Source organism: Thermobacillus sp. ZCTH02-B1, from assembly GCF_002159085.1.
GTDB lineage: Bacteria > Bacillota > Bacilli > Paenibacillales > Paenibacillaceae > Thermobacillus.
Genome location: NZ_LZRU01000012.1, coordinates 312,369 through 329,401, shown reverse-complemented (window position 1 = coordinate 329,401; position 17,033 = coordinate 312,369). Strand labels below are relative to the sequence as shown.

General features: G+C 62.1%; 15 protein-coding genes and 2 tRNA genes. 14 read left to right on the top strand and 3 right to left on the bottom strand.

What is annotated here, in order from left to right; all coding sequences use genetic code 11:
• Nucleotides 1–5: 5 nt before the first annotated feature.
• Nucleotides 6–1,850, bottom strand: coding sequence for an asparagine synthase (glutamine-hydrolyzing) (gene asnB, locus A9Z00_RS06420; protein WP_296975331.1), 1,845 nt, complete (start codon nucleotides 1,848–1,850; stop codon nucleotides 6–8).
• Nucleotides 1,851–2,016: 166 nt separating this feature from the next.
• On the opposite strand from asnB, the gene A9Z00_RS06415 reads away from it, so the two are divergent.
• The 8 genes from A9Z00_RS06415 to A9Z00_RS06380 all read left to right on the top strand — a co-directional run bounded on the left by A9Z00_RS06415 (nucleotide 2,017) and on the right by A9Z00_RS06380 (nucleotide 8,842).
• Nucleotides 2,017–2,337, top strand: a complete 321-nt coding sequence (locus A9Z00_RS06415) for a hypothetical protein (protein WP_296975330.1) — start codon at nucleotides 2,017–2,019, stop codon at nucleotides 2,335–2,337.
• A gap of 21 nt (nucleotides 2,338–2,358) precedes the next feature.
• On the top strand, nucleotides 2,359–2,742 hold the full coding sequence (locus A9Z00_RS06410; RefSeq protein WP_296975329.1) for a hypothetical protein: 384 nt from the start codon (nucleotides 2,359–2,361) through the stop codon (nucleotides 2,740–2,742).
• 458 nt (nucleotides 2,743–3,200) lie between these two features.
• Nucleotides 3,201–3,953: a carbohydrate kinase family protein gene (locus A9Z00_RS06405; RefSeq protein ID WP_296975328.1), complete on the top strand. Its 753-nt coding sequence runs from the start codon at nucleotides 3,201–3,203 to the stop codon at nucleotides 3,951–3,953.
• Nucleotides 3,954–3,989: 36 nt separating this feature from the next.
• Entirely contained in the window at nucleotides 3,990–4,535 is a 546-nt protein-coding gene (locus A9Z00_RS06400; RefSeq protein WP_296975327.1) for a D-lyxose/D-mannose family sugar isomerase, read from the top strand.
• A gap of 28 nt (nucleotides 4,536–4,563) precedes the next feature.
• On the top strand, nucleotides 4,564–5,307 hold the full coding sequence (locus tag A9Z00_RS06395; RefSeq protein ID WP_296975326.1) for a DeoR/GlpR family DNA-binding transcription regulator: 744 nt from the start codon (nucleotides 4,564–4,566) through the stop codon (nucleotides 5,305–5,307).
• Between the two features lie 63 nt (nucleotides 5,308–5,370).
• Nucleotides 5,371–6,336, top strand: coding sequence for a sugar ABC transporter substrate-binding protein (locus tag A9Z00_RS06390; protein WP_296975325.1), 966 nt, complete (start codon nucleotides 5,371–5,373; stop codon nucleotides 6,334–6,336).
• 58 nt (nucleotides 6,337–6,394) lie between these two features.
• The gene (locus A9Z00_RS06385) at nucleotides 6,395–7,888 is read left to right on the top strand and encodes a sugar ABC transporter ATP-binding protein (protein ID WP_296975453.1); all 1,494 of its coding nucleotides are present in this window, start codon (nucleotides 6,395–6,397) and stop codon (nucleotides 7,886–7,888) included.
• A gap of 6 nt (nucleotides 7,889–7,894) precedes the next feature.
• Nucleotides 7,895–8,842: an ABC transporter permease gene (locus tag A9Z00_RS06380; RefSeq protein WP_296975324.1), complete on the top strand. Its 948-nt coding sequence runs from the start codon at nucleotides 7,895–7,897 to the stop codon at nucleotides 8,840–8,842.
• A gap of 242 nt (nucleotides 8,843–9,084) precedes the next feature.
• Here the strand turns inward: A9Z00_RS06380 and A9Z00_RS06375 are convergent.
• Nucleotides 9,085–9,161 (bottom strand) — tRNA-Arg (locus A9Z00_RS06375).
• Nucleotides 9,162–9,168: 7 nt separating this feature from the next.
• Nucleotides 9,169–9,242 (bottom strand) — tRNA-Gly (locus A9Z00_RS06370).
• A 212-nt stretch (nucleotides 9,243–9,454) separates the two neighbouring features.
• Between A9Z00_RS06370 and A9Z00_RS06365 the strand changes: the two genes are divergently transcribed.
• The 6 genes from A9Z00_RS06365 to lonB all read left to right on the top strand — a co-directional run bounded on the left by A9Z00_RS06365 (nucleotide 9,455) and on the right by lonB (nucleotide 17,028).
• The gene (locus A9Z00_RS06365; protein ID WP_296975323.1) at nucleotides 9,455–10,444 is read left to right on the top strand and encodes a hypothetical protein; all 990 of its coding nucleotides are present in this window, start codon (nucleotides 9,455–9,457) and stop codon (nucleotides 10,442–10,444) included.
• 96 nt (nucleotides 10,445–10,540) lie between these two features.
• Nucleotides 10,541–11,842, top strand: a complete 1,302-nt coding sequence (tig, locus tag A9Z00_RS06360) for a trigger factor (protein WP_296975322.1) — start codon at nucleotides 10,541–10,543, stop codon at nucleotides 11,840–11,842.
• A 231-nt stretch (nucleotides 11,843–12,073) separates the two neighbouring features.
• The gene (gene clpP, locus A9Z00_RS06355; protein WP_296975321.1) at nucleotides 12,074–12,670 is read left to right on the top strand and encodes an ATP-dependent Clp endopeptidase proteolytic subunit ClpP; all 597 of its coding nucleotides are present in this window, start codon (nucleotides 12,074–12,076) and stop codon (nucleotides 12,668–12,670) included.
• A 25-nt stretch (nucleotides 12,671–12,695) separates the two neighbouring features.
• Nucleotides 12,696–13,952 (top strand): ATP-dependent protease ATP-binding subunit ClpX, encoded by a 1,257-nt coding sequence (gene clpX / locus A9Z00_RS06350; protein WP_296975320.1) that lies wholly within the window; start codon nucleotides 12,696–12,698, stop codon nucleotides 13,950–13,952.
• A gap of 101 nt (nucleotides 13,953–14,053) precedes the next feature.
• On the top strand, nucleotides 14,054–15,172 hold the full coding sequence (gene ispG, locus A9Z00_RS06345) for a flavodoxin-dependent (E)-4-hydroxy-3-methylbut-2-enyl-diphosphate synthase (RefSeq protein ID WP_296975319.1): 1,119 nt from the start codon (nucleotides 14,054–14,056) through the stop codon (nucleotides 15,170–15,172).
• A 149-nt stretch (nucleotides 15,173–15,321) separates the two neighbouring features.
• Entirely contained in the window at nucleotides 15,322–17,028 is a 1,707-nt protein-coding gene (lonB, locus tag A9Z00_RS06340; protein ID WP_296975318.1) for an ATP-dependent protease LonB, read from the top strand.
• The last annotated feature ends 5 nt before the right edge of the window (nucleotides 17,029–17,033 follow it).

The window sequence follows — 17,033 nt, the reverse complement described above, 5'->3', positions numbered from 1 at the left end:
CCGCTTCACCGGATCGCGATCCTGTATTTGCGCAGCCAGGTGTCGACCTGCACCAGGTAGGCGAAGAGCTGCGGGCCCGACATGAGCTGCCCGAACCACGGGATGTGCGACGAAGCCGCCTCCGACTCCGCGATCTCGCGCACCTTCGCGACGTTGATGAGCGGAAGAAGCGGTGAGGACGGGTCGTTGAGCACGTCGAGCAGCCGCTGCCGCACCGCCTCGAGGTAATTCGGATTGTGCGTCTTCGGGTACGGGCTTTTCTTGCGGTACAGCACGTCGTCCGGCAGCACGCCCCGAAGCGCGCGTCGCAGAATCCCCTTCTCCCGGCCTCCCGCCGTCTTGATCTCCCACGGAATGTTGAACACGTACTCGACGAGCCGGTGGTCGCAGTACGGCACGCGCACTTCGAGGCCGGTCGCCATGCTCATCCGGTCCTTGCGGTCGAGCAGCGTCGGCATGAAGCGCGTGATGTTGAGGTACGACATCTCGCGCATCCGCCGCTTCGCCTCGTCCTCGCCCGCAAGGTGCGGCACCTCCGCGATCGCCTCCGCGTATCGCCGTTCGATGTATTCGAGCGGCTTCACCCAGTCCGCCACGTCCGGATGAAGCAGTTCCGCCCGCAGGGACGTCGCGAGCGACCAGGGGAACGTCCGGGCCTCCAGCGCCTCCTTGCGGTGGAACCAGGGGTAGCCGCCGAACACCTCGTCCGCCGCCTCGCCCGACAGCGCGACCGTGGCTCCCTTCTTGATCTCGCGGCAAAAGAGCAGCAGCGAAGCGTCGATGTCGGCCATGCCCGGCGCGTCGCGCGCGATCACCGCATCGTCGAGCGCCCGCACGAGCTCCGGCGTGTCGAATTGCACCTGCGTGTGGCGCGTGCCGAGATGGCGGCTCATCCGCTCGATCCACGGCCCGTCGGCGTTCGGCTGGAACGCGTGCGCCCGGAAATGCTTGTCGTTGTCGACATAGTCGACCGAATAGGTGGCGAGCGTGCCCCGGCCGGTCCGGGTGCAATGCCCGACGGCGAGCGCCGTGAGCGCGCTCGAATCGAGGCCGCCGGAGAGCAGCGTGCAGACCGGCACGTCGGACATGAGCTGGCGCTCGACCGTATCAAACAGCAGCTCCCGCACGCGCTCGGCCGTCCTCGCCTCGTCGTCTTCGTGCGGCCGGCTCTCCAGCCGCCAGTAGGTGCGCACGCGGACGCCCGACCGGTCGACGGTCAGGCACTGTCCGGCCTTCAGTTCGGTCATGCCCCTATAGATGCCGACACCCGGCGTCCGCGCCGGACCGATGACGAACACTTCGGCAAGGCCCTCCGCGCCGACCGCCGGCTCGAACGCGGGGTGCGCGAGGATAGCCTTCGGCTCGGAACCGAACAGGAACTTGCCGTCGACTTCGGCATAGAAGAAGGGCTTGACGCCGAGCCGGTCGCGGGCCGCGAACAGCCGCTCTTCCTTCGTCTCCCACACCGCGAAGGCGTAGATGCCGTTGAACCGGTCGAGCGCCGCAGGTCCCCATTCGATGTAGGCGACGAGCAGCACTTCCGTGTCGCAATGGGTGAGGAAACGGTGGCCGCGCGCTTCCAGTTCTCGCCTCAGCTCCGGCGCGTTGTACAGTTCCCCGTTGTAGACGATGACATAGGTATTGTCGCCGGCGCGCCGGATCATCGGCTGCGCGCCGTTCTCCGGGTCCATGACGCTGAGCCTGCGGTGCCCCAGCGCGCAATGCGTCGTGATCCAGGTGCCGGAGGCGTCGGGACCGCGCGGCGCGAGCGTCTCCGTCATGTTCTCCAGAATGGCGCTGTCCAGCGTCAGGTCGCGCGTCCAGTCGATCCATCCGGTGATTCCGCACATACCGGTTCATCCTCTCGTGTCGGTCTTGAGTCCGGAAACCTCAGGAACGGCATAGGGAGATATATGCCGGACGGCGGCATAAAATGTCTGTCCGCGCGGCATGCTATGGCGGGATTCCGCATGCCGGCCGCACCGAGGCGGACCGGGCAAGGGAGGATGACACGACATGCGATCGGACGACGGAAGAGAGACGTATTACGTTTCCGTCGGGGGCAAGGAGATCCTGAAGGACAGGGGCGCATCGCCCTGGGAGTTCGAGATTCGGGCGAACGAGGAGGAGTTGTACCGGCTGCAGGACCTGTTCGAGGAGCTGGCCAGCCTGGAAGAGGCGGAGATGCTGCACTTCACCTGGCATCCGTTCGGTACGGCTTCCACGGAACAGGTGTCGGCCGCGACGGCCGAGGTGACCAACCGGATCTACCATCTGCTGCACGAGCTCGGAACGCCGGAGACGAAGGCGTTCATCGAGCGGATGCGCTTGTCTTGAACACGAAGGAGGCTGGCAACGATGGACATCACGGAAGCGCGGGTCAGGGGAACGGTCCGTCTGGACGGCCGCACGTGCGCAGAGGTGGAAGTGTTGACAGACGGCCCGGACGCTCCGGGGCTGCTGGTCTATTTTGCGGAGAAAGCCGGCGGCGGGCTCGAAATGGTGCGGGTCGTCGAAAATGATGCGAGTCGCGAGATCGACTGGTACGACAATCCGCTGCACCAGGCGGCGGTCAATCGGACGGACGCTTATCGGAGCGCCGCGGCCGCCGGTGACGGCGGTTCGTTTGAAGAACGGGTGCTGCATTTCGGCTCCGTGCGGGAAGATGCGATGCGCGCATTGCGCATGCCCCATGATGCGCATAGGAGTGCGCGGCCGCAAGCGCAACGTCCTGCGGACTGAACGCCATCATGCGGTCCGCCTTTTCTTTGTCGACGAAACGGCCGCTCCCCTGTGCCTTTGGACGCCACCCCCACCTTTTCGTGAACCTCGCGGAGCATCGACAGGTTGCCTTTGCGTTTCCGATTGTTCCCCGCGAAAGGCCCGCACCTCCGGTGACCGGAATCGTGGAGACGAGAGAAACATTTTTCGATTGATTTGCCCCGGCTGATTTGCCCCAGTCCCCCCTCTTTGTTGCAGCGTTTCATCATCTTTTTTGATTCGAACGGTTTCGACTGAAAAAATTAATGAACATTTCGCCCACCCGCACGTTCGGGACAAAACCGCAAGCCGCGGGCATCACAGCCGGAAGACCGGCTTTCAACCGGGGACGGTCGGTTTTGAACCGCGGCCCCATAATAATCTGACGCAGTCTTACATAAATATGGCTATTGAAGTTCCATTTCGGTTATCCGCCGCTCATGAAGCGCATGTACGCCGACGGAGGAACCGAACTGGCCGGCATGCTCCATGAGGTGAAGCGCATGGGACTGACGACGTCGCTCGACATGGCCATGCCGGATCCCGCATCGGAAGCGGGGCGTGCGGATTGGATCGCCATCCTGGAACAGGTGCTGCCCCGGGTAGACGTGTTCATGCCCAGCATGGAAGAGATCCTGTACATGCTGGATCGACCGTTTTATGAACGGCTTGTTTCAGCGAAGGGCGACATCGCGGAACACCTCGACGGTGAAGATTTGAGAGCGTTGGCCGATCGCATGATCGGCATGGGAGCCGCAATCGTCGCGGTTAAATTGGGGGAACACGGCCTCTATTTGCGTACCGCGGGTGAATGCCGGCTTCGATCGATGGGAAGCTGCGCGCCGGAAAATGTCGGAGCATGGGCCGGTCGGGAACTGCTCGCAACCTGTTATCAAGTGGAAGTGGCGGGGACGACGGGCGCGGGGGACTGTACCATTGCCGGATTTTTGGCGGGTCTTTTGAAAGGCCTTTCACCCGAGTCCGTCATGCGCGCGGCGGTGGCGGTTGGCGCCTGCAATGTCGAGCGGCAGGACGCGGTCAGCGGTATTCCTTCCTGGGAGGCCGTGCAGCGCAGAATCGAAGCGGGGTGGCCCAAGCGCGCCAACCGGTTGAGACTCGACGGGTGGCGTTTGGATCCGGATGCGGAACTGTGGGTCGGGCCGAATGACGGGAAGATCACGGTTACGGTTTGAAATGTTCAGAAAGGGACGGAGGTTGCCGATGCGACCATGAAACGAAGGGAAGCGGAACTGGCGCAAAAACGCGCGGCGGAAATGCTGGCAAGGGTCGGCATCGTATTGACGCCCCGGGAGCGCGACCAGATCGAAATCGCTGATTTTGGGCTGGGGGAGCTCGAGCGACAGGGGCTGGCGCTCGTCACTTACATCAACACCGATCGGTATTGCGCCAAAGAACTCGTGCTGTTTCCCCGCCAGACTTGTCCGGAGCACCGGCATCCTCCGGTGGGCAGTGATCCGGGAAAAATGGAGACCTTCCGCTGCCGGTGGGGGAAAGTGTGGCTGTATGTGGAAGGCGAGCCGACCGCGAACATCCAGGCGCGGGTGCCCGAGGGCAGCGAGACGTATTATACCGTCTTCCGCGAGATCGAATTGAATCCGGGGGAACAGTATACGATTCCCCCGAACACGCTGCACTGGTTTCAGGCGGGAGACGAAGGGGCCATCGTCTCGGAGTTCTCCAGCACGAGCAGGGATGAATTCGATCTTTTCACCGATCCCAGGATCGTGCGTCTTCCGCGCGTGGATGAAGATTGATGGATGAGGTGCGTCCATGCATCCCGGATTGAACGAACGCCAGCAACAAATCATGGAGATGCTGTCCCGTGAAGGAGAAGTGCGGATTCGGGATCTGAAGGAACATTTTTCGGTTACGGAAATGACGTTGCGACGGGATTTGGAGAAAATGGAGCAGATCGGGGGCCTGAAACGCACGTTCGGAGGGGCCATTTCCGTAACCCAGGACGTTCGCAAGCGGTCTGTCAAAATGATCGAGGAAAAAATCCGCATCGGCAAAAAAGCGGCCGAATCCGTCCAACCGGGTGAATCCGTTTTCATCGACGGCGGGACGACGACGCTCCAAGTGGCGAAGCATTTGCCGACGGGTATCCGCATCACCGTGGTGACCAATGCGCTGAACGTGGCCAACGTCCTTCTGGAAAAAGGGATCCGCACCATCGTAACGGGGGGGATTGCGCTGGAGACCACTTCGACTTTGGTCGGGCCGCTGGCCGTTGAGGCGATTTCCCGCATGGCTTTCGACCGGGCGTTCATCGGGGCGACCGGATGCAGCGTGCAGCACGGATTCAGCAATTCGGATCCGTATGAGTGCGAACTGAAATCGATGGTCATCGAACGGGCCATTGAAGCATACGTCGTCATCGACCATACGAAATTCGGGCATCGATCGCTCGTATCCTTTGCGGATCTTTCGAACGTTCACGGCATCTATACGGACAGGCTTCCCGATGACGACGCGCTGCTCGGCGCATGCAGGGATGCGGGAGTCCGCCTGATCGAATGTGCCTGATCGAGCACCCAGGACGCCATTCCGGTCGCCGGTCAAATAAACCATGGATGGGAGGGTCTTCCTTTGAAGAGACTGTGGTCATTGGTGCTCATTGTTGCGCTGGTCCTGATGTCCGCCGCGTGCGGCAATGGCGGAAGCGGCGGTGGCAGCGGCGGAGGCGGTTCCAAGAACAAGGACCATTATTTGTTCGGTTACACCTCCATGACGCAGAACAACCCCTTCTTCATCGTTCTGGAAAAAGCGATACGGGAGAAAGTCGAAGCGAACGGGGATGAAATGATTACGCTGAACCCGGCGATGGATGTCGCGCTGCAAATCAACCAGATCGAGGACATGATCGCGCAGGGAATCGACGCGATTTTCCTGAATCCCGTCGACTGGGAAGGCATCAGGCCCGCGCTGCAAATGCTGAAGGAAGCCGGCATTCCGATCATCAACTACGATACCGAAGTCAAGGACTTTGAATATGTGACCGCTTACGTCGGCTCGGATAACAAGAACGCCGGCAGAGTCGTCGGCGAAGACCTTGTCAGGCGCTTCCCGAACGGCGGCAACATCGTCATCCTCGACAGCCCGACCATGAATTCGATCAACGACCGGGTGGCCGGTTTCCTGGAAGCCATTGAGGGGAAAAACTTCACGGTCGTGGCCCAACAGGACGCAAAGGGTGATTTGGAAACCGCCCTGGGCATTACCGAGGATATCTTGCAAGCGCATTCCGACATCGTGGCCATCTTCGCCGGCAACGATCCGTCCGCGCTCGGCGCGCTGGCCGCCGTCAAAGCCGCCAACCGCCTGGAGATTGCGATTTACGGCGTGGACGGTTCGCCCGACGCGAAGGCGGCCATCGCCGAAGGCGGTCCGTTCAAGGGGACCGGGGCGCAGTCGCCGATCTCGATCGGTCAGATTGCCGCGGATGTCGCTTACAAGATTTTGAGGGGCGAAAGCTACGAAAAACGAACGCCGGTGGAAACGTTCCTGATCAACGAGGAAAACGTCCACGAGTACGGCATCGACGAATGGCAATGACGACACAACGGGGAGGGTGACGACGCGCACCCTCCCGTCCTTCATCGAGGTGGAACGGATGGGTCGACCATTGCTTCAGATGAGAGGAATCGCCAAGCGATTTGCCGGCGTCCACGCCCTGAAGGGGGTCGATTTTGAACTGGAAAGCGGGGAGGTTCACGGCCTCCTCGGCGAAAACGGCGCCGGAAAATCCACGTTGATGAAAATGCTGGCGGGCATCTACCCCGTCGACGAAGGGGAGATTTTCATCGAGGGAAACAAGGTTTCCATCAACAGCGTCAAAGATGCCCAGGCCCACGGCATCAGCATCATCCACCAGGAAATTTCGCTGGTGCCGCATCTGTCCGTCGCCGAAAACATTTTTTTGGGCAAAGAACCGGTCACGAAGATCGGATGGATCGACTGGAAAAAGATGATGGAAGATGCGCGGACATATCTGCGGCAATTCGGACTGGAACTCGCGCCGGAGACGCCGGTCAAAAAGCTGACGGTAGCGCAGCAGCAGATGATCGAGATCATCAAGGCCGTATCCTTCCAGGCGAAAATGATCGTGATGGACGAGCCGACTTCCTCGCTTACGGAAAAAGAGGTCGAGTTTCTTTTTCAAATCATCGGCCGCCTGAAAGAACAGGGCGTCGGCATTGTGTATATTTCGCACCGGATGAACGAATTGTTCACCATCACCGATCGCATCACCGTTCTGCGGGACGGCAACCTGATCGGCACCGTCAAGACGAAGGAAACGACCACCGACCAGCTGATCGCGATGATGGTCGGCCGGGAGCTCACCCAGTATTACATCAAGGATGCCAGCCCGGCAAGCGACGGGGACATCGTGCTCAGCGTGCGAAACCTGTCCAAAAAAGGCGTGCTGAACGAAGCCGGCTTCGATCTCCGGAAAGGGGAAATTCTCGGATTTGCCGGTTTGGTCGGCGCGGGCCGATCGGAGCTGATGAAATGCATTTTCGGTCTGGATGCCTACGACAAAGGGGAAATCCGGATCGACGGCAAGCCGGTGATCATTCGCAACCCGAACGATGCGATCAAACACGGCATCGCCTATGTGACGGAAAACCGGAAGGAGGAAGGGCTGTTCCTCATCCGTTCGGTCCAATACAACATCACGATCAAAATCCTGGACCAGTTCATCAGGTGGTTCAGAGTCAACGCCCGTTATGAAAGCCAGAAAACCCGGCAATTCATCCATGAACTGGCGATCAAAACCCCGAATCCGGACCAGGAAGTACGGAATTTGAGCGGCGGCAATCAGCAGAAGGTGCTCATCTCCCGATGGCTGGCCACCAACCCGCGCATCCTGATCCTGGATGAACCGACCCGGGGGGTGGATGTCGGAGCCAAAGCGGAAATCTATGCGATCATGAACCGGTTGGTGAAAGAAGGCGTCTCCATCATTTTGATCTCCTCGGAATTGCCCGAAGTGATCAACATGAGCGACCGGATCGCGGTCATGTACAAAGGCGGGATACGGGCCGTTTTGAACCGGGACGAGTTCAGCCAGGAGACCATCATGCATTATGCCACCGGAGGTTAAGGGTCCATGGTATACGGGATCAAATCATTTGTGCGGGCCAATATCGGCATTCTCGCCGGACTGTTGGTGTTATGCGTCATCATCGCGGTGCTCAATCCCAATTTTCTGACGGCGAACAATTTGCTGAACGTCTTGCGGCAAACCTCCACCAACCTCTATCTGGCCCTTGCGATGACCATGGTGATCATCCTGGGCGGCATCGATTTGTCCGTCGGCTCCGTCATGGCCGTGTCCGGGGTGGTGACCGCCATGCTGATCGCGTTATTCGGTGCTCCGCTTTACGCAGCCGTCGCCGCGGGGCTGCTCGTCGGCATCCTGTTCGGCGCGCTGAACGGTTACGTGGCGGCGACCACCGTCATCCCGCCGTTTATCATCACCCTCGCCACGATGAATATCGGCCGGGGAGTGGCCTACGTATTGACCGACGGCCAGCCGGTTCGCGTCATGTCGGATGCCTTCAACTTCATCGGATCCGGCTATATCGGCGGGGTGCTGCCCACCCCCGTGCTGTATTCGATCATCTTCGTGATCCTGTGCTACCTCATGATGAACAAAACGAAGATGGGCCGGTACATTTATGCGGTCGGCGGCAATCCGGAGGCGGCCCGATTTTCCGGCATCCATATCAAACGGGTGAAGTTTTTCGCCTATACGTTCAGCGGCTTCATGGCCGGATTTGCCGGAATCGTGCTCGCCTCGCGCATGTTCTCGGGTCAGCCGACGGCGGGCGTTGCCGCGGAACTGGATGCGATCGCCGCGGTCGTGCTCGGGGGAACGAGCATGACCGGCGGCTACGGCAGAATCGGCGGCACGGTGATCGGCGCGCTCATCATCGGCGTGCTCAGCAACGGCCTGAACCTGATCGGCGTCAGTTCCTTTTGGCAATATATCGTCAAAGGGATCGTGATCCTGATCGCCGTTTATGCCGACGTGATCAAACGGAAAACGGCCTGATCTGTCGCCGTGATCGTGGCGCGCCGTCCACAGGCGCGCCGAACGGAACACCCGCACGCCCCATGGCATGCGGGTGTTCCCGATTCCGGCGGATCGGCGGCGCATGCTTCCGGTCTAGTGCGGCGCAGGGAACCTGATGCCATGACCGCGCCGCGCGGAAAGGACAACAAGGACAACAAAAAGCCGCCCGCACGCCGTCTTCCGTGAACACGGCGTGCGGGCAGCCCGTGAAGATTGCGGTATGGCGTCCCAGAAGGGATTCGAACCCCTGACCATACGCTTAGAAGGCGCATGCTCTATCCAGCTGAGCTACTGGGACAGGTCGATGGAGCGGGTGACGGGAATCGAACCCGCGCCGCCAGCTTGGGAAGCTGGAGTTCTACCATTGAACTACACCCGCATGGAGCACATAACATCATAGCACAGGACGGGCGAAAATGCAACCGGACGCCGGGGCACGAAGCGCTGCGGGAGGTCCGGCCGGCAAGGGATGAAGAAAGCGGGGCGTCGTGCTATACTGGGGTCGACTCAAGCGATTCACCATTTCCGGCGCCGGCCGGGCCGGAACATGCCTGCCCGTCCCCGGCGGCGCCTTCCGGGAGCGATCATCATATGGCGGATCACTTCGATGGCGGTGACGGCGGCGGAAGCAACGTTTACCTCATGCCGTCCATGACGGAGGAATATCGGCGCCGGATCCGGCGCCTGCTCGAGACCGAACGGTTCGGGGAAGCGCACGCGCTGCTCCGCTTCCTGCTCGATTGCCGGGGGCAGGACGGCGAGGCGTACGCCGAATGGCGGCGGCTGCTCCGGTGGCTGGAGGCGGTTTTTCCCGAACTGGTGGCGCTGAGCGGCCGGCCGAGCGGGAGCGAAGCCGGCGCCGAACCGGCCGGGGGTTTGGCCGGATCGCCGGAGGAGGATGCGCCCGACGACGAGGAAGCGATGCGCGGGCGGGCGCTCAGGCCGCGGGAAGACGGCGACCGGGAAGCGCTGATCCGCCGGGTGATCGGGGAGCTGAAGCGCGGCTCAAGCCCCGAACGGCGGCTGCTTGCGCTCGAGAAGGCCGCGTACCTCGACGCCCCCGAAGTGGACCAGGCGATTCTGGAATGGCTGCGCGGCGAGCCGATGCACCCGTCGATGCAGTTCCGCGCCCTGCAGACGCTCAGGCGGCGCGGCGTCACCGGCAGGGTGTTGCTGAACCGCGCGGGAGAGACGGTCGAGCTCGAGATCGAGCGGACGCCGCTCAGGCCGGAAGACTACCCGCCCGCGGCGGGCGAGGTGCTGGAGCGGGCGTGCCGCGCGACCGAATCGTACGATCCGATGCTGCCGCAATTCGCCCGCGAACTGTGGGAGGAAATCCTGAGATCCATCTACGGCACGTCCGACTACGAATGGCTGGCGTCCGGCGAAGAGGAGGCGGTGGATTGCTGGGCGGCCGCGCTGCATCTTGCGGTGCAGACGGCGGCCTACGGCCGGGCCGACGAAGCGGAGATCCGCGCGGCCTACGGCATTCCCGAGTCGCTACGTTTCCGGTTCGAACAGGCGTGCCGGGCCGTCCGGCGCGCGGTCGGGCCCGCGGTCGAGGGGCCCCGGAAATCTTGAAATCTTTCTGCAGGTTGGATATAATGGAGTAGTTTAATTGGAGCGAAGGAACAGACGGTGTCAGTTGTGTCAGTAGTGGAAGGGGAAGGCGTGAACATGAAGGCAAGTTGGCAGACTCTGGAGAAGAACACGGGCGTGCTGAGCGTCGAAGTGGAAGAGGAACGCGTGGCCGAGGCGCTGGACAAGGCGTTCCGGAAGATCGTCCAGCGGGTGCACGTTCCCGGCTTCCGGAAGGGCAAGGTGCCGCGCAAGATTTTCGAAGCCCGGTTCGGCGTTGAGAGCCTGTATCAGGACGCGGTCGACATTCTGCTGCCCGACGCCTATGCGGACGCGGTGAAGGAGACGGGCATTTTTCCGGTCGACGCGCCGGAGATCGACATCGAGCAGTTCGGCAAGGGCAAGCCGTTCATTTTCAAGGCGAAGGTGACGGTCAAGCCGGAGGTGAAGCTCGGGGAATACAAGGGCCTTGAACTTCCGCCCGTCGAAGTCGACGTGACGGAGGAGGAAATCCAGGCCGAACTCGAGCGGCAGCGGGAGCGCCACGCCGAACTCGTCGTCGTCGACGAAGGGCAGGCGGAGACGGGCGACATCGTCATCATCGACTTCGAAGGCACGATCGACGGCGAGCCGTTCGAAGGCGGACGCGCTGAGCGCTACACGCTTGAACTCGGTTCCGGAAGGTTCATTCCCGGCTTCGAGGAACAGATCGTCGGCATGCGCACCGGCGACTCCAAGGACATCGACGTGACGTTCCCCGAGGACTACCATTCGGATGCGCTGAAGGGCAAGAAGGCGGTTTTCCGGGTGAAGCTGCACGAAATCAAGCGGAAGAACCTGCCGGCGCTGGACGACGAATTTGCCAAGGATGTCAGCGAATTCGAGACGCTGGAGGAATACAAACAGGATCTTGCGGCCAGAATGAAGGAACGTAAGCGGAAGGAGGCCGAAGAAGCGCGCGAGCTGGCCGCCATCGAGAAGGCCGCCGCGAACGCGGAGGTCGACATTCCGGAAGCGATGATCCGGACGGAGCTCGATTACATGCTGCGCAACTTCGAAAACCGCCTCCGGATGCAGGGCATGACGCCCGAACTGTATTACCGCATCTCCGGACAGGATGAAGCGAAGCTGCGCGAGCAGATGAGGGGCGACGCCGAGAAGCGGGTCCGCAACAATCTCGTGCTCGAAGCGATCGCGAAGGCGGAGAACATCACCGTCACGGAAGAAGAGGTCAACGAGGAGCTGGAGAAGCTGTCCGGCATCTACAACCGTTCCGCGGAGGAACTGCGCGAGCTGTTCACCCGCAACGGCAGTCTGGACAACCTGAAGGAAGATCTGGTCCTGCGCAAGACGATCCGGTTCCTGGTCGAAAACAGCAAAGATGCATCCCCGGCCGCCTGAGCGCCGGGAACGTCAACAGGGGAGTAAGGCACGACCTTCACGGGCGCGTGCCTTATTTCTCCATCTTCGACCGGCGACGGGGTGCACGCCGCGCCGTTCGGCGCATACATAATAGGTAAGCGATGGGCAGGAGCCCTGCCGGCGGGAGCGTCCGCTTCCGCCGGATATGACATTGCGGCGCAGACATGGTACAATAAGAGGCAAAACCGAATAAGAAAAGAGGTGGGTCGCATGAATCTGGTGCCGATCGTAGTGGAGCAGACCAGTCGCGGCGAGCGATCCTACGATATTTATTCCCGGCTCCTGAAGGACCGGATCGTTTTTCTGGGCGGCCCGATCGACGACGATGTCGCCAACCTCGTCATCGCCCAGCTGCTCTTTCTTGCGGCCGAAGATCCCGAGAAGGACGTCTACCTGTACATCAATTCCCCCGGCGGTTCGGTGACGGCCGGGCTTGGCATATATGACACGATGCAGTACATCAAGCCGGACGTGTCGACGATTTGCGTCGGCATGGCGGCCAGCATGGGATCGCTGTTGCTGGCCGCGGGCGCCAAGGGCAAGCGGTACGCGCTTCCGAACAGCGAAGTGATGATCCACCAGCCGCTCGGGGGCGTGCGCGGCCAGGCGGCGGACATCAAGATTCATGCCGACTGGATCCTGAAGACGAAGCACAAGCTGAACCAGATCTACGTGGAGCATACCGGACAGCCCTACGAGAAGATCGAGCGCGACACGGACCGCGACTTTTTCATGAGCGCCCAGGAGGCGCTCGAATACGGGTTGATCGACAAGGTCATCACCCGGCCCGAAGCCGTAGGCCAGTGACGCATAGCGAAGGGAGAATAACGAAATGTTCAAATTCAATGACGAGAAGGGCCAGCTCAAGTGCTCCTTCTGCGGAAAATCGCAGGATCAGGTGCGCAAACTGGTCGCCGGTCCGGGCGTCTATATATGCGATGAATGCATCGAACTCTGCACGGAGATCGTGGAAGAAGAGCTCGGATCGGAAGAGGAAGTGGATCTGAAGGATATTCCGAAGCCGAAGGAAATCCGCGCCTTCCTCGACCAGTATGTCATCGGCCAGGATCACGCGAAGAAATCGCTGTCCGTGGCCGTTTACAACCATTACAAGCGGATCAACTCGCAGAACAAGCTCGAGGACGTCGAACTCCAGAAGAGCAACATCCTGCTCGTCGGACCGACCGGTTCCGGCAAGACGCTGCTTGCCCAGACGCTCGCGAAGATGCTGAACGTGCCGTTCGCGATCGCCGACGCCACGTCCCTGACGGAAGCGGGTTACGTCGGCGAGGACGTCGAGAACATCCTGCTGAAGCTGATCCAGGCGGCGGATTACGACGTCGAGAAGGCGGAGCGCGGCATCATCTACATTGACGAGATCGACAAGATCGCGCGCAAATCGGAGAATCCGTCCATCACCCGCGACGTGTCGGGCGAAGGCGTGCAGCAGGCGCTGCTCAAGATTCTCGAGGGTACGGTCGCTTCCGTCCCGCCGCAGGGCGGGCGCAAGCATCCGCACCAGGAGTTCATCCAGATCGACACGACGAACATCCTGTTCATCTGCGGCGGCGCCTTCGACGGTCTGGAGCAGATCATCAAGCGCCGGATCGGCAAGAAGGTCATCGGCTTCAACGTGAACAGCGACAGCGTGCACGAGCTGAAGCCGGGCGAGTACCTGAAGCTCGTGCAGCCGGAGGACCTGATCAAGTATGGACTGATTCCGGAATTCGTCGGCCGTCTGCCGGTCATCGCCGCGCTCGAGCCGCTTGACGAGCAGGCGCTCATCCGCATCCTGTCCGAGCCGAAGAACGCGCTCGTGAAGCAGTACCAGAAGCTGCTCGAGATGGACAACGTGAAGCTCGACTTCGAACCGGCGGCGCTCGAGGCGATCGCGAAGGAAGCGATCAAGCGGAACACGGGCGCGCGGGGCCTCCGGGCGATCATCGAGGACATCATGCTCGACGTCATGTACGAAGTGCCGTCGCGCGACGACGTCACGAGCTGCATGATCACCGAGCAGGTGGTCCGCGAGAAGATCATGCCCGAGCTCACGACGAAGAAGGGCAAGAAGAAAGAAGAAAGCGCCTGATAAGCGCCTGATGCCGGGCGATTCGCATTGGACCACCTTCGCCGCGGGGATGTCCCCCGCGGCGAAGGTGGCATTTTGACGTTCTACGGGGAGAGAAGGCCATGTACCATCGGAGAGACACCGTTCCGGTCCGGGTCGGGAACCTCACGATCGGCGGGAGCGACGAAGTGATCATCCAGAGCATGTGCACGACGAAGACGGCCGACGTCGAGGCGACCGTCGCGCAAATTCACCGGCTGGAGGAGGCCGGCTGCCAGCTCGTGCGCGTGACCGTGAACAACCGGGAGGCGGCGGAGGCGATCCGCGAGATCAAGAAACGGATTCACATCCCGCTCGTCGCGGACATCCATTTCGATTACCGGCTGGCGCTGGCCGCGATCGAGAACGGCATCGACAAGGTGCGGATCAATCCCGGCAACATCGGCCGCCGCGAGAAGGTGGAGGCCGTCGTGAAGGCGTGCAAGGAACGGGGCATCCCGATCCGGATCGGCGTCAACGCGGGTTCGCTGGAGCAGCACCTGCTGGAGAAATACGGCTATCCGACGCCGGAGGCGATGGTCGAATCCGCGCTCTACCACATCGGCATCCTGGAGGAGCTCGACTTCCGTGACATCATCGTCTCGCTGAAGGCGTCCGACGTGCCGATGGCGATCGAGGCGTACCGGATGGCGGCGGAGCGAATCCGCTATCCGCTCCATCTCGGCATCACGGAGGCCGGCACGCTGTTTTCCGGGACGATCAAGAGCGCGGCCGGCATCGGCGCGCTGCTCGCGATGGGCATCGGCAACACCGTGCGCGTCAGCCTGAGCGCCGACCCCGTCGAGGAAGTGAAGGTCGCCCGCGAGCTGCTGAAGGCGTTCGGCCTCATCTCGAACGCGGCGACGCTCGTCTCCTGCCCCACCTGCGGGCGGCTTGACATCGATCTGTTCTCGATCGTGAACGAAGTGGAGGCGTACATCGCCGACATCAAGGCGCCGATCAAGGTATCGGTGCTCGGCTGCGCGGTGAACGGACCCGGCGAGGCCCGCGAGGCGGACATCGGTATCGCCGGCGGCCGCGGGGAAGGCCTCCTGTTCCGCCACGGCGAGATGATCCGCAAGGTGCCCGAATCGGAGCTGGTGAACGAGCTGAAGAAGGAAATCGACGAGCTCGTGCGCATCTACAACGAGACGGGCGAGATCCCGGGACGGAAGCGGCACGCCGGGCACGCGGTCCGGTGACGATCGGATAACCAATATTTTACTTCCCGTATCATGTCCGGCAAACAGGCAATACTTACAAGTATTGATCCTGATTGCCGGACTTTTGTGTCGGGCGGTTCGCCGGGCGGGCGCCCGGGCCGCCGACGCATACGGGAGGAGCGATTCGCATGGACCTGACTGTCGTGCTGCTGTTGATCCAAATGTTCTTCGCGGTCGTGATCGGTCTCTATTTCTGGAATCTGCTGCGCACGCAGCGGACGAACCGGGTGGCCGTCGACCGGGAATCGCGCAAGGAGATGGAGAAGCTGCGCCGGCTCCGTTCGATCACGCTGACGAAGCCGCTGGCCGAGAAGACGCGGCCGAAGACGATGGATGACATCGTCGGGCAGCGCGAAGGGCTGCGCGCGCTGAAGGCGGCGCTCTGCAGTTCGAATCCGCAGCACGTCATCATCTACGGCCCGCCGGGCGTCGGCAAGACGGCGGCCGCCCGCGTCGTGCTGGAGGAAGCGAAGAGAAATCCGGCTTCTCCGTTCCGCCACGACGCGAAGTTCGTGGAGATCGACGCGACGACGGCGCGCTTCGACGAGCGCGGCATCGCCGACCCGCTGATCGGCTCCGTGCACGATCCGATCTACCAGGGTGCCGGGGCGCTCGGCGTCGCCGGTATCCCGCAGCCGAAGCCCGGCGCCGTCACGAAGGCGCACGGCGGCGTGCTGTTCATCGACGAGATCGGGGAACTCCATCCAATCCAGATGAACAAGCTGCTCAAGGTGCTCGAAGATCGGAAGGTGTTCCTCGAGAGCGCCTATTACCATTCGGAGGACCCGAACATCCCGCAGTACATCCACGACATTTTCCAGAACGGCCTGCCCGCCGATTTCCGGCTCGTCGGCGCGACGACGCGGTCGCCGCAGGAGATCGCGCCCGCGCTCCGGTCCCGCTGCATGGAGATCTTCTTCCGGCCGCTCCTGCCGGAGGAAATCGCGGAGATCGCGGAAGGCGCGATGCGCAAGATCGGCCTGCCGTATGATGCCGAGGCGGTGAAGGCCGTCACGAAATACGCGACGAACGGACGCGAGGCGGTCAACATGGTGCAGCTTGCGGCCGGCCTCGTCATGTCCGAGCGGCGCGACAGGATCGAGGCGGCCGATATCGAGTGGGTCGCGAATTCGAGCCAGCTCGCGCCGCGTCCCGAACGGAAGGTGCCGGAGGAGCCGCAGGTCGGCTATGTGAACGGCCTGGCGGTATACGGCCCGAACATGGGGACGCTGCTCGAGATCGAGGTCAGCGCGATTCCCGTCCGCTCGGGCCGGGGCACCTTCACGATCACCGGCGTCGTCGACGAGGAGGAGCTGGAGGGCGGATCGCGCACGCTGCGCCGCAAGAGCATGGCCCGCGGATCGGTCGAGAACGTGCTCACGGTGCTCCGCCGGCTCGGATTCCAGCCGCACCGGTACGATCTGCACATCAATTTCCCGGGCGGCACGCCGATCGACGGCCCCTCGGCCGGCATCGCGATGATGACCGCGATCGCCTCGGCCATCACGGGCCGGGCCGTCGACAACCGGCTCGCGATGACCGGCGAGCTCGGCATCCACGGCAACGTGAAGCCGGTCGGCGGCGTGCTCGCGAAGGTGGAGGCCGCGTTCCAGGCCGGCGCCCGGACCGTCTTGATCCCGAAGGACAACTGGCAGGATTTATATGCACGGCTGGAGGGACTGAACGTCATCCCGGTGAGCCGGGCCGAGGAGGTGCTGCGGATCGCGCTGCCGGACATCGAGCTGCGCCGTCCCGGCCTCGAAGCCGGCACGCCGGCCGAGCGGTACGCCGTGCCGGAGGTGTCGTATTTGCAGGCCGATTCGGCGGAATGCTAAAATAG

What these genes read in the sequence shown, in the direction of transcription:
- A9Z00_RS06410 (WP_296975329.1), top strand. Translation starts at nt 2,359, where the DNA reads ATGGACATCACGGAAGCGCGGGTCAGGGGAACGGTCCGTCTGGACGGC.
- A9Z00_RS06400 (WP_296975327.1), top strand. Translation starts at nt 3,990, where the DNA reads ATGAAACGAAGGGAAGCGGAACTGGCGCAAAAACGCGCGGCGGAAATG.
- A9Z00_RS06405 (WP_296975328.1), top strand. Translation starts at nt 3,201, where the DNA reads ATGAAGCGCATGTACGCCGACGGAGGAACCGAACTGGCCGGCATGCTC.
- A9Z00_RS06380 (WP_296975324.1), top strand. Translation starts at nt 7,895, where the DNA reads ATGGTATACGGGATCAAATCATTTGTGCGGGCCAATATCGGCATTCTC.
- ispG (WP_296975319.1), top strand. Translation starts at nt 14,054, where the DNA reads ATGTACCATCGGAGAGACACCGTTCCGGTCCGGGTCGGGAACCTCACG.
- clpX (WP_296975320.1), top strand. Translation starts at nt 12,696, where the DNA reads ATGTTCAAATTCAATGACGAGAAGGGCCAGCTCAAGTGCTCCTTCTGC.
- A9Z00_RS06365 (WP_296975323.1), top strand. Translation starts at nt 9,455, where the DNA reads ATGGCGGATCACTTCGATGGCGGTGACGGCGGCGGAAGCAACGTTTAC.
- asnB (WP_296975331.1), bottom strand. Translation starts at nt 1,850, where the DNA reads ATGTGCGGAATCACCGGATGGATCGACTGGACGCGCGACCTGACGCTG.
- lonB (WP_296975318.1), top strand. Translation starts at nt 15,322, where the DNA reads ATGGACCTGACTGTCGTGCTGCTGTTGATCCAAATGTTCTTCGCGGTC.
- A9Z00_RS06385 (WP_296975453.1), top strand. Translation starts at nt 6,395, where the DNA reads ATGGGTCGACCATTGCTTCAGATGAGAGGAATCGCCAAGCGATTTGCC.
- tig (WP_296975322.1), top strand. Translation starts at nt 10,541, where the DNA reads ATGAAGGCAAGTTGGCAGACTCTGGAGAAGAACACGGGCGTGCTGAGC.
- A9Z00_RS06415 (WP_296975330.1), top strand. Translation starts at nt 2,017, where the DNA reads ATGCGATCGGACGACGGAAGAGAGACGTATTACGTTTCCGTCGGGGGC.
- clpP (WP_296975321.1), top strand. Translation starts at nt 12,074, where the DNA reads ATGAATCTGGTGCCGATCGTAGTGGAGCAGACCAGTCGCGGCGAGCGA.